Consider the following 11,495-nt stretch of genomic DNA (forward strand, 5'->3'; position numbering starts at 1 on the left):
GCCAGCATGAAATGACCAGGTGCTGCGGCGTGGCCCCCAGGCGTCCCGTCGTGCTCAGCGCCGTTCAACGGCCTTTCAGGTGCCGCAGCTGCTGGCGCAGGTTGGTGACTTCTTCGATCAGGTCGGCCGTGAGCGCGGCCAGGTGCGGGTCGGCGTCGAAGGTGAGTTCCAGGTGGGCAATGCGCCGGGCGCGCACCACGGTGGCCCCGCTGAAGCGCCAGGCCGAGCGGTCGCCTTCGCCTTCGGTGCCAGCCTGCAGCAACCCCTCCTGCAGCCGCGCTGCCACCCATTCGGCATCCATGCGGCAGGCGCGGGCCAGGGCGTCCAGCGTGAGGGCGGCGCTGCCATCGTCGAGCAGTTCTGCGGGGGGCGTGGGGGAGTGGGCGCTCATGGCTGGGCTCCTTGCGCAGCGCGCGGGTTGTAGTGGGGAAAGGCCTGGGCCAGCGCGGCGTACGCAGCGCGTTCGGCATCGGTGGTGGCCGGTGGCAGGGCCATGTGCAGTTCCAGATAGAGGTCGCCCGGTGGTGTGCCCGGGATGCCCCGGCCTTTGAGGCGCAGCTTGCGCCCCGCCTTCCAGCCTGCGGGCACCGCCACCTCGATGACCGAGCCGCCCGGCGTGCCCACCTCGACCGAGGCGCCCAGGGCTGCCTCCCAGGGGGCCACTACCAGCGGCTGGTAGACATCGCGGCCCTCCGCGCGCCAGCGCGGGTCGGGCTTGAACAGCACCTCCAGAAACAAATCGCCCGCCGGTGCGCCACCCCAGCCCGGGCTGCCCTGGCCAGCCAGGCGGATGAGCTGGCCTTCGCGCACGCCCTGCGGGATCTTGACGGCCAGATGGCGCTCGTCGCGCACCAGCGATCCGTCATCGGCCTGGTGCGCGCTTTGCAGCGTGAGGGTGCGTTCGGCGCCCTGGTAGGCGTCGGCCAGGTCCAGCTCGATGCGGGCGTGGTGGTCTGCGCCGCGCTGGGTGGGGGGTGGTCTTCCGCTGGTGTGTTCGCTGCGCCCTGCGCCACGCGCCCGGGCGGCACGGCCAAACAGCTGTTCAAAGAAGTCGCTGTAGTCGCCCGGTGCGCCACCCGGACCACCCGCGCCGTCCGAAAACTCGAACCCCGCATCCCAGTGCGGGGGCGGGCGGAAGTCCTGCCCCGGCTGCATGCGCGGTTCTTGCGCAAGGCGGTCGTAGGCGGCGCGTTTTTCCGGGTCGGAGAGTACGGCGTTGGCCTCGTTCACCGCCGTCATGCGCGCCACGGCGTCGGGCTCCTTGCTCACGTCGGGGTGGTATTTGCGCGCCAGCTTGCGGTAGGCCTTCTTGATCTCGTCGGCCGTGGCGGTGGGGCTGACCCCCAGCGTCTGGTAGTAGTCCTTGAACTCCATGCGGCGTGGCTCCTGTGTGTCCAACCACTCTATGCCGATGCGGCGGGAAGGCAAGAGGACTGGGACAACCGCATGCAAAGGGGCTGTCAACCATTCGCTATAAATTAAATAGCTGCTTGCGCTTTCTGATCAAGCGCTAGAGGCACTTTTGTGCCAAATTTCGCCCTGCGGGTTGCAAAGAAGGCCTTCACGTTGCGCACATTGGCATCGCCCGTGAACAGGCGCTGCGACAGCGCCAGGTATCCCGGCATGTCCCGTGTGTGCACCACCAGCACAAAGTCCGGCCCGGGCGATACGCGCCAGCATTGCTGCACGGCGTCGTCGGCCACGGCGCGGGCTTCGAACGCGTCAAGCTGTTCGGCGCCTTGGCGGTCCAGCGACACCTCGACGATGCAGGCCAGCCCGTGGCCCTGAATGGCCGCAAGCCGGTCGGGCTGCAGGATGGCCACCTGGCGCTCGATCAGACCGGCATCGTGCAGGCGCTTGACGCGGCGCAGACAGGTGGGCGGGGAGACATGCACCTGTTCGGCCAGGGATTGGTTGCTCTGCGCCGCGTCGGTTTGCAGCAGGTTGAGCAGCTGCAAGTCTGTGCTGTCGAGTGATATGGATTCCATGATTTTCTATAAATTGAATAAAAATTTCATGAATTGTGTTTTGTGAAATTTAAGTTCAATTTCATTGAAATATCAATCGATAATTTTTCTCAATGCTGCTTACGATCCGCCCCATCGAATCCAACCCAAGGGCAAACACCATGTGCGGCATCGTCGGCGCGGTCTCTACGCGCAACATCGTTCCCATCCTCGTCCAGGGCCTGCAGCGGCTTGAATACCGGGGCTATGACTCCTGCGGCGTGGCGGTACATGCCTCCAGCCTCGATGCAGCGCGCCCGGCGGGCCTGCAGCGCGCCCGCAGCACCGCCCGCGTGGCTGAGTTGCTGGAGCAGGTGACCACCGAACACATCGACGGTGCCACCGGCATTGCCCACACCCGCTGGGCCACCCATGGCGCGCCCGCCGTGCACAACGCCCACCCGCACTTCAGCCACGGCACTGGCGCAGACGCGCAGGCCCAAAGCGCAGGCCGAGTAGCCTTGGTGCACAACGGCATCATTGAAAACCACGAAGAACTGCGCAAGGCGCTGCAGGCACGCGGCTATGTGTTTGTGAGCCAGACCGACACCGAAGTCATCGCCCACCTGGTGGACAGCCACTACAGCGGCGACCTGTTCGACGCCGTGCAGGCCACCGTGGCCGAGCTGCATGGCGCCTACGCCATCGCCGTGATGCACAAGGACGAACCGCACCGCGTGGTGGGTGCACGCGCCGGTTCGCCGCTGATCCTGGGGGTTGGAAACGGGGGCGCAGAGCACTTTCTGGCCAGCGATGCCATGGCCCTGGCGGGCGTCACTGACCAGATCGTTTATCTGGAAGAGGGTGACCTGGTGGACCTGCAGCTGGGCCGCTACTGGATCGTGCGCAAGGACGGTGCCGCACTCACGTCCGAACAGCGCCCCGTGCGCACCGTGCTGGCCCACAGCGGCGCGGCCGAGCTGGGCCCCTACCGCCACTACATGCAAAAGGAAATCTTCGAGCAACCGCGTGCCATCGCCGACACGCTCGAAGGTCTGGCTGGCATCGTGCCCGAGCTGTTCGACGGCGCGGGCCAGCATGGCGAACCTGGCGCCGCCGCCTGGCGCGTGTTCAAGGAAATCGACAGCGTGTTGATCCTGGCCTGCGGCACCAGCTACTACAGCGGCTGCACCGCCAAATACTGGCTCGAAGACATCGCGGGCATCCCCACGCAAGTCGAAGTGGCCAGCGAATACCGCTACCGCACCAGCGTGCCCAACCCACGTACCCTGGTTGTCACCATCAGCCAGTCTGGCGAGACCGCTGACACCCTGGCCGCGTTGCGCCACGCGCAGAGCCTGGGCATGCAGCACACGCTGACCATCTGCAACGTGGCCACCAGCGCCATGGTGCGCGAATGCAAGCTGGCGTACATCACGCGCGCCGGTGTCGAGATCGGTGTGGCCAGCACCAAGGCCTTCACCACCCAGCTGGCAGGCTTGTTTTTACTGACGCTGGCGCTGGCCCAATCCAAAGGTCGTTTGAGCGACGAGCAAGAAGCCGCCCACCTCAAAACCATGCGCCACCTGCCCGTGGCCTTGCAGGCTGTGCTGGCGCTGGAGCCACAAATCATCAGTTGGGCCGAAGACTTTGCCCGGATGGAAAACGCTCTCTTTTTGGGCCGAGGCCTGCACTACCCCATTGCGCTGGAAGGCGCCTTGAAGCTCAAGGAAATCAGCTACATCCACGCCGAGGCCTACCCGGCCGGTGAACTCAAGCACGGTCCCCTGGCCCTGGTGACCAGTGCCATGCCCGTAGTCACCGTGGCGCCGAATGACACCTTGCTCGAAAAGCTCAAGAGCAACATGCAGGAGGTGCGCGCGCGCGCTGGCGTGCTCTACGTGCTGGCCGACGCCGACACCCGCATCGAAAGCAGCGACGGCATCCATGTCATTCGCATGCCCGAGCACTACGGCCCCTTGAGCCCGCTGCTGCACGTGGTGCCGCTGCAGCTGCTGGCGTACCACACCGCGTGTGCGCGGGGGACGGATGTGGACAAGCCCAGAAATCTGGCGAAGAGTGTCACGGTGGAGTGACACGCTGGCTGGGGGATTTTTAATATTCTGGGTAATTAAAGTCGTAAACACGCAAATAAAGTCGTAAACAAGCCTCCAGCATTCATGCGGGTTTGCGGGGTGGTCATTTGTAACAGTAAAGTCGTAAACTCGAGCTTGACAGGTAAAGACGACCTAGAAATACGAAGCAAATCGCAGCCCTGTTTGGGCTTGTTGCTATATATAAAAGAGCGCTCAGTTTGAGCGCTCTTTTTCTTTGGTTTTTCCAGAAGTTCTTGCGGTCCGAGCAGCCCCTAAACGCTCCGATGACTGCAAGAGGCTGATGTGAGACGCTCGCGGACCAGGAGCTGAGCGGCAGCATCCACGGAGATCGGTCATTGAGTGCCGCCGACTCCGACCAGCTGATTCGTCCGGGGAACTAGGCGTTCGACCGCAGTGCCGGCATCGTGTTGGCGCAGCCGGCCGCTATGATAGGGATTGGACTCTGCCGTACCATCAGCCACTAGAGCAGTGCTGGAGCGCGTGGGAGTGAGGCATGCTGCAGAGCATTCGCAAGGGGAGGTCATTGAGACGAGCTGGCTGCCGCCAGGAGGAAGCCACTGTCCCTTGGGCTCGAAAAAAGATCACAACGCGGGTGAGAAGAGCTCGCGCATTGAGGCCCATGATCCTGCATCGACCTGTCATTGGTTCGGCTGGGGGTAACCTTACCTCTGTCCTCATTCGAGCGCGAGAGTGGCGCTCTGTTTGTCAGCGCGGACCTCGTCCTGCCGCGTCGCTGCTTAAGGGGGGGCGTAGCCTCCCGGCGCTGCGCAGTGCGGCCAGGAGGTGACGTAGATGGCCGTACGTTCTCCTCATCGCGACGCATTGCGACTCCTCTTCCTGCTGAATGCTGGCGGCAGCGCGGCTGACCCGGAGCATACGGGCGCCGCGTTGGTCTTTAAGGGTGAAGCGAGGCTCCAGGCGTTTGACTTCTGGATGCGAAATCCGGACTACTTGGCTGCGGAGTTGATTGATCTCTTCCTTCACACACAGGACAAGACGTGCCTAGGTGCGGCCCAGGAAATCTTCGACAACGAAGAACCCGACTTACGTCGCGTCCCGATGGTTCGCTACTTCTTCGGAGCGTACGAGCGCCTTGACGATGCACTCTCATTGTTACGTTCACGTGATCTTGTGCGCATCACGGGCAGCAAGGGAACGAACAGCAAGGTCTTAGAAACCATCTTTTTCATCACCAACTCTGGCGTTGAACTCTGCTCGGATGCGACAAAGCAACAGCCGATTTTGCAGTGGTACGCGCAGAGGGCGGAGCTAGTTGCCAAGGTGGCCGGAGACGCAGGCGGTGCTGCTTTGAAGCAGAAGCAGTACCTGCGCACTAGCTATGCGTCGACAAAGTTGAAAGAGGTTATTCCATCCATCGCGGATGAAGTTCGAAAACGCCTCGCCGAGCTAACGGCATAAAACCAGGGAGGCTGTATGGCACAGCAGAAAGAGGAGTGGCTCCAAGCCATAGCAACGAAGGCAGAAGTCGCTGTCTCTGCCGTTGAGAAACTGCTCGCGACCCATCGTATCCAGGCCTCGCCCGTGCTTGCAGAACCGCGGCGGCTGATCCTCAACGAACTGGAGTTTTCCGGAGCAAAGGAAGGCATTGATGGTGCTGGGCCATTCACATTCCTTTGGAGCGATCTCACGCATGGACTCTGGGCGATGCTGTCTCAGAAGAATTTTCGCGGCAAGTCCACGATCATTGAGATAGTGAGATGGGTGCTAAGAGGGCGGCCGTCCGACAACCTGCAAGAGGATGTGCGACGGTGGATTCATGAAGTTCGACTGAGGTTCCTTCTCGACGACGACCAGTACGAAGTTGCCATACGTACGCAAGGCAAATTAGAAGGTAAGCTGTGCCGCGTTCGAGCCGATTCGTATGGAAGCGAGCCGTGTAAGACGGTGCTTGCCGAATTCTCCACCGATGGCGAGTTTGAAGCTGTGATGGCCGACTTTTTCATGCGCGCTTTTGCGATGGAGCCTATTTCGACTTGGCGAAAGGCCGAGGACGATGGCGGACAAGCTGTCACTCATAGCTGGGTCGCTTTCTCTGGAGCAATGTTCATCGGCACTAGCTATGAGGTGCTCCTGGGAGATATGCCAGTAACCGGCGGGATGACCTCTCGACTGATGCAGATGTACTTGGGCGTCCCTTGGGTTTCAACTCTGGCAGCAGGTAAGGCTGCTTTGCAGGCGGTTGAGCAGAGCGTCCAGGCGGCGGATCGAAGGAGCGCCGCGAATCAGGCAGCAGCAGCTGCTCGTGTTGAGAGCATTCGAAGTCAGCTTGAAGGGAAGCGAGCAGCATTGGCGGGGATCCCAAGCGACCAGGCCGTTCGGGATGCAATTCGTGCGGCAACTGTCGAACTGTCTAAAGTGCGGTCGGATGAGAAGGCTGCGATGGGCCGTGCAGCGGAGGCGCGCGCGGCGCTTCGCGACTTCCTTATGGCGAATCAAGAAGACCGCAGCGATCTGCAAGCGCATCTAGACGCCACGTCGGCTGTTGCTGTATTCCGCCGTCTTGAGCCTAAGTGCTGCCCGCGCTGTGATCACGAGATATCCAAGGCAAAGAAGGCGCTCGAGCAATCAACTCATGCTTGCTCAGTCTGTGGTGAGTCTGTGGAGTCTTCAGAAGATGGCGAAGCGAGAAAGGCGGAACTGCAGCAACGAGCCGCGGCTTCGGCTACTGCTGTGAAAAGTGCGCGCGACGCGCTTCGCGAAGAAGAAGACGAGCTCAAGGCTCTTGGTGCAAAGGCGGAAGACCTTCACGCACAGGTGGCCACACATACTCAGGCGCTGAGTTCGGCAGTACAGCGGCAAGATGCCGCGATGGCTGTAGCCGTCTTGGAAGGCAGGCTTGAAGAAGCGCTGTCACTACCTGCCACAGAAATCCAAGACCGTAGCAGCGATTTAAAGGTTTTGAGCACGCTCGTCTCCGAGACGGAGACGCGAGTTAAGTCACTTCGCGACGGTCTACTCGAGGACGTTTCGAAGCGCTTGATCGAGTACGCCAAAGACTTTGGACTTCAGAATCTGTCTGCAGCGACTCTGAAGGGAAACGCGTCGCTGTCCCTTATTAAGGGAGGCACGCCGACGAGCTATAGCAAAGTTACGGATGGAGAGAAGCTTCGACTGAAGGTCGCCACGGTGCTTGCAATGATCGAGGTTGCCGAGACGAGAGGTGTTGGTCGGCACCCTGGTCTTCTAATGATCGATTCTCCGGGCGCTCAAGAGGTAGCGCCAGAGGATGTAGATCATTTGGTGTCAGGCCTTCAGTCGATCGCGTCCAAGCTGCCATACCTTCAAGTCTTCGTAGCGGGAATCTCCTCTCCGGCCATCACTAGTCATGTCCCAAAGGATCGCCGCAAAGAAGCCTTTGGCGAGCAGTTCCTGTGGTGATTGCCGTGCATTCAATGGAAGCAAGGGCTCTTGAGCTCGTCGCGCGAGGGCATAACTGGAGTCTGGATGATCTCGGTGGGGTAAAGGCTGTGGCGAAGGAGGCCGCAGCCCTCGGCGCGTCGCCAATCATGGCCGAGCTGCTTGAACCGTTGCTACAGGACTGGCGTTCCGCACCGGATGACCAGCTGCCCGTGTATCGGCAGGTCGTCCGCGACCTGCTTGAGGCGGCGGACACGGACTTTGTGCTGGTGGAGGCTATCGACGTCCTCGACGCGTACCGCCCGCTGCCTGGAGAGATCGACGATGATTGCTTCGAGATATTTCTTAACAAGGCGGCCAAGCGAGATACGGCACGAAAGAGTTTATTGCGCTCTGCCGCGCTAGAAGGTGCATTTAGATGGTCTTCATCGAAGCGAACTAGACAACTGCAGCTGCTTCTCCTTCTTCTTGGCCTCTCAAAGGACGATGACCCTGAGTATTTGAGACATGCAGCGAAGATCATCGGGGTTGCCTACTCGTATTGGCGCGAAGCCGACCTGTTGAAAGTCTTGCATGAGCTCGTTCCGCTCGAGAGAGTCTGCGCTGATGCGACCTTTGAACTTGGCATGGCTTCGCTTTCAGAGGCGCTCGACCTCACTGCTGACCCCGAAGCTATGGACGCCTTCCGGCGATCCAGACATTGGTTCGCTGAATCCGAGCAGATGTCGGATGGAAACGCGGAAGCCGCGCTCTATCGCGGAACTTTGGATGTGCTGTTGGACTTTGGCGGCGGCGATGAGCTCGCCTCCTTCCGACCCGCGGCTGTCGCTGTGGAGCAGCAAGCGTTCGCATTCCTGGTCAACTCCGACGAAGCGGGCCCAGAATGGCTAGGGTCTAGATTCCATCAAGGCGTCTGCTGGAGCGCCCTAGCAAGCACCTTAGTGAGTCTGTCAAAACGGCTTGAAGAGCCCAGCTGGTACTACCCAGCAGTTGTCATAGAACAAGGTCTGCTATCCGTTTACACCGCAAGTCGGTCGATCTTGCGTCGGACGCAGCAGGGGGGAGTTGAGTCGGTGGTCAGACCTCGCATTGGCCAGCGCCTTGCCGCACATGCCGGCCTTGCCCACCAAGTGCGGACTTGGTTGGCAATGAATGCGAGCCACGATTGGGCGGCTGAAGCGAAGCAGCTTGTTGGGCAGATCGACGCTCTTTTGGAGCATGGGAGTCCTCATCGAAACCCTGGTGAGGCGGCGAACGACTACGCGTCGCTCGCCGCCATGGTTGCCAAATCGAAGATCCCCGTAGCACAGCGGGAACTGCTCGCTTCAGTGGTACGCAGTGTGCTTGATCTGCAATTGGAAAACTTGACCGGCGCGGAGATTGAGGTTGTGGAGGCTTGCTGCACAGTTGCAAGAACGCATCCTGACTACAAAGGGAATGCCAACGGTGCGCGCCTCTTCAATGTCGTTCTCCTCTGGCTCGTTCGTTTCGTCTTCAACCGTCTTGAATTGAGCAGGGGGACCGATCCGGGCGGAGCATATTTGTTTGAGCGCTCTGATGGTTCGCTGCCTCACGAAGATGAGCTGCAGCATGACTTCTTTCGATGGATTTCGACGAACGCTGCGGGGACAGACCTTGAGCCAACGAATGTCGGAAGCGGCAGGGCGGATGTGCGATTGAAGTCTGGGCCGGAGCGCCTGATCGTTGAAGTCAAGCGTGAAGAGTCGGACTGCTCTTTTGATTCTTTGGCCAAAGCGTACGCGGCGCAGACAACTGACTACCAGAACGTGAGCATCCGCCTAGGAGTGCTGTTGGTTCTTGATCTTGCCACTCCCAATCGAGAGGGTACGAGTCACATAGCCAACCTGTTCGAGATGAAGGCTGTGCAGCGGACTGCTGAGTCAACGCCACGTTTGGTTCTGATCGCCAAGGTGCCAGGGCGTAGGAAGGTGCCGAGTGCACTTTCGAGGTGAGAGTAGTGAAACGCTTGGCCGCAGATCTTTCTTAGGCCGGGGATGAAGGTTTTTCAGGCCTAGGCCTGTGTCCGATCGGAGGAAGCGTGTTTCAGGATATTCCAGGCTCATTGAAGCTTTGGGCGCATCAACGTGGTGCTTTGTCTTTCATAATTGATCATCTGCGTTCAAATTCGGACCCATGCTTGGTTCGCATGCCGACAGGGACCGGCAAGACGGGCGTGGTCGCATGCCTTTCGTTGCTAAGCGCAACTGGCCGCACTTTGGTGCTGACGCCTTGGGCCAACCTCCGCGATCAGATGGTCGAGGCGCTGAGGCATGGCTTCTGGGGGAGCATCGGGGAAGTTGCCCCAACTAAGAAGGTTGTGTCCATCCTGCCTTCGACCGCTGAAGACGAGATAAAGACCGCGGCCAGCGTTCTCGTTTGCACGTTTGCGACCTTGACTGAGCTGCGCCGCGAAAGGCCTAATGTTTACGCAGCGCTGGCAGCGTCCATTGACGTGGTCTTCGTCGATGAATGTCACTACGAGCCGGCGCTCGAGTGGGGCAAGGCTGTGAAAGGCCTTAAGAAGCCGCCTGTGCTTCTCACAGCCACGCCGTACCGGAACGATCTCAAGCTCTTCAGAATTCGCGACACTAGCCGGGCAGTATTTCAGTTCACTCACGAGGCCGCGGAAGCGCAGGGGATCATCCGCCCTCTGAACATTCAGCCATTGGCTTCCTCTGCTGATCTAGCGAGCCTGTCGCGTGAGTTTGTTGCTGTCTGGAATCGCGCCAGATCATCGGGCGAGCTTGTCAGCAGCAGTCCTCGGGCGATCATCTGCTGCGCGAGCGCAGCGGACATCAGGGTCGTCGTGGCCACTCTTCAAAGCGCGGGGCTCGATGCGATCGGTATCCATGAGAATTTCGATGGCCTGAGTAAGTCTGGACTGATCAAAGATGTGCCGCTGTTAAACACGCCCGCGACGATCTGGGTGCATCAGAACAAACTTACCGAGGGCCTCGACGATCATCGGTTTTGCTGCTTGGCCTTCTTCTGTGCGGTCAACAATGACCGTAAGCTAGTGCAGCAGATCGGTCGAATCATTCGAAAGCACAAGTCTGATAAGCAGGGACGGGAAGCGCTGCTTCTTGCGCCCGTTGAGTTCGAGGTTGCCGACCGATGGGACGCCTATCGTGCGTTCGAGAAGGATGCGGACATGCAGTCTCCGGAGCGCTATCGGGAATTTGTGGAGAGCATGCTCAATGAGCAGCCGGACATTGAGTATTTCGATGGCCGGTTCCGTCGACGCTTCCGAACTGACGAGCTTCAACGTGATCCTCAGGTGCTCATAGCGCCTAGCGTCCTGGTCCGTGCGGTAGGGGCTGGGTTCAAGATGGCCGAGTATGTCGAAGACTGTACTGACAGCCTGAACCTGACCGACGCTGAATCGCCCCGGTTTCTGCGGAGGCTGTTTGGTTTAAGTCAGCCCACTTCCGCAGTGGCCTGACTGGCGAGTTGCCGGTAGTAGTTTGCCTCAGCCTCAGCAGGTGGGATGTACCCGATGGGTTCGAGCAGGCGATGGTGGTTGAACCACGATACCCATTCGAGCGTGGCGAACTCGACTGCTTCCTTGGTTTTCCATGGAGCCCGGCGGTGAATCAACTCGGCCTTGTACAGGCCGTTGATGGTCTCGGCCAGGGCGTTGTCGTAGCTGTCGCCCTTGCTGCCCACCGAAGGCTCGATGCCAGCTTCCGCCAGTCGCTCGGTGTAGCGAATGCTGACGTATTGCGAGCCTCTATCGGAGTGACAAACCAAACTGCCATCGCGCTCAGGCTGACGGGCATAGAGGGCTTGCTCCAGGGCGTCGAGAACAAAGTCCGTGCGCATTGAACTGCTCACCCGCCACCCAACGATGCGCCTGGCAAACACGTCGATGACGGTAAGCGTCCAGCCGAGGCATCTTGAGTTGAGCGTAAGCGGCCAGCCATGCCACCTTGACGGCGATGTCGGCTCCCTTCAGCAGCCGTTGATCTCGTCAACCGCGTCCCCGCCGTCGTAGAACTTACCGATGGCTTTGTCCAGCCTCTTGAGCAACGCG

At 60.2% G+C, this 11,495-nt stretch carries 8 protein-coding genes and 1 pseudogene; 5 read left to right on the forward strand and 4 right to left on the reverse strand.

Annotated elements, in window-relative coordinates:
- Positions 1-64: 64 nt before the first annotated feature.
- The 3 genes from NFX52_RS27095 to NFX52_RS27105 all read right to left on the reverse strand — a co-directional run bounded on the left by NFX52_RS27095 (position 65) and on the right by NFX52_RS27105 (position 1,988).
- The gene (locus tag NFX52_RS27095) at positions 65-391 is read right to left on the reverse strand and encodes a MerR family transcriptional regulator (protein WP_055394653.1); all 327 of its coding nucleotides are present in this window, start codon (positions 389-391) and stop codon (positions 65-67) included.
- Positions 388-1,374 carry a DnaJ C-terminal domain-containing protein gene (locus NFX52_RS27100; protein ID WP_055394651.1) on the reverse strand — a complete coding sequence of 329 codons (987 nt, stop codon included), beginning with the start codon at positions 1,372-1,374 and terminating at the stop codon, positions 388-390. Before NFX52_RS27100 ends, NFX52_RS27095 begins: the two co-directional genes overlap by 4 nt.
- Before the next feature lie 104 nt (positions 1,375-1,478).
- On the reverse strand, positions 1,479-1,988 hold the full coding sequence (locus tag NFX52_RS27105) for an Lrp/AsnC family transcriptional regulator (RefSeq protein ID WP_055394649.1): 510 nt from the start codon (positions 1,986-1,988) through the stop codon (positions 1,479-1,481).
- Between the two features lie 140 nt (positions 1,989-2,128).
- Here NFX52_RS27105 and glmS point away from each other — a divergent pair, with 140 nt between their 5' ends.
- The 5 genes from glmS to NFX52_RS27130 all read left to right on the forward strand — a co-directional run bounded on the left by glmS (position 2,129) and on the right by NFX52_RS27130 (position 10,904).
- The gene (gene glmS / locus NFX52_RS27110) at positions 2,129-4,042 is read left to right on the forward strand and encodes a glutamine--fructose-6-phosphate transaminase (isomerizing) (RefSeq protein WP_055394673.1); all 1,914 of its coding nucleotides are present in this window, start codon (positions 2,129-2,131) and stop codon (positions 4,040-4,042) included.
- An 813-nt stretch (positions 4,043-4,855) separates the two neighbouring features.
- A complete protein-coding gene (locus NFX52_RS27115; protein ID WP_055394647.1) occupies positions 4,856-5,482 on the forward strand; it encodes a hypothetical protein in 627 nt (208 codons plus the stop codon).
- 15 nt (positions 5,483-5,497) lie between these two features.
- Positions 5,498-7,462, forward strand: coding sequence for a hypothetical protein (locus NFX52_RS27120; RefSeq protein WP_055394645.1), 1,965 nt, complete (start codon positions 5,498-5,500; stop codon positions 7,460-7,462).
- Positions 7,456-9,414: a hypothetical protein gene (locus NFX52_RS27125; protein WP_202907121.1), complete on the forward strand. Its 1,959-nt coding sequence runs from the start codon at positions 7,456-7,458 to the stop codon at positions 9,412-9,414. The genes NFX52_RS27120 and NFX52_RS27125 overlap by 7 nt, the downstream gene beginning before the upstream one ends.
- A gap of 86 nt (positions 9,415-9,500) precedes the next feature.
- Positions 9,501-10,904 (forward strand): DEAD/DEAH box helicase, encoded by a 1,404-nt coding sequence (locus NFX52_RS27130; RefSeq protein WP_162239743.1) that lies wholly within the window; start codon positions 9,501-9,503, stop codon positions 10,902-10,904.
- Here the strand turns inward: NFX52_RS27130 and NFX52_RS27135 are convergent.
- A pseudogene (locus tag NFX52_RS27135) lies at positions 10,880-11,335 on the reverse strand (DDE-type integrase/transposase/recombinase); the annotation flags it as partial. The gene NFX52_RS27130 and the pseudogene NFX52_RS27135 sit on opposite strands and share 25 nt — an antisense overlap.
- Between the last annotated feature and the right edge of the window lie 160 nt (positions 11,336-11,495).

The sequence above is a fragment of the Acidovorax facilis genome (assembly GCF_023913775.1).
Lineage (GTDB): Bacteria > Pseudomonadota > Gammaproteobacteria > Burkholderiales > Burkholderiaceae_C > Acidovorax > Acidovorax facilis.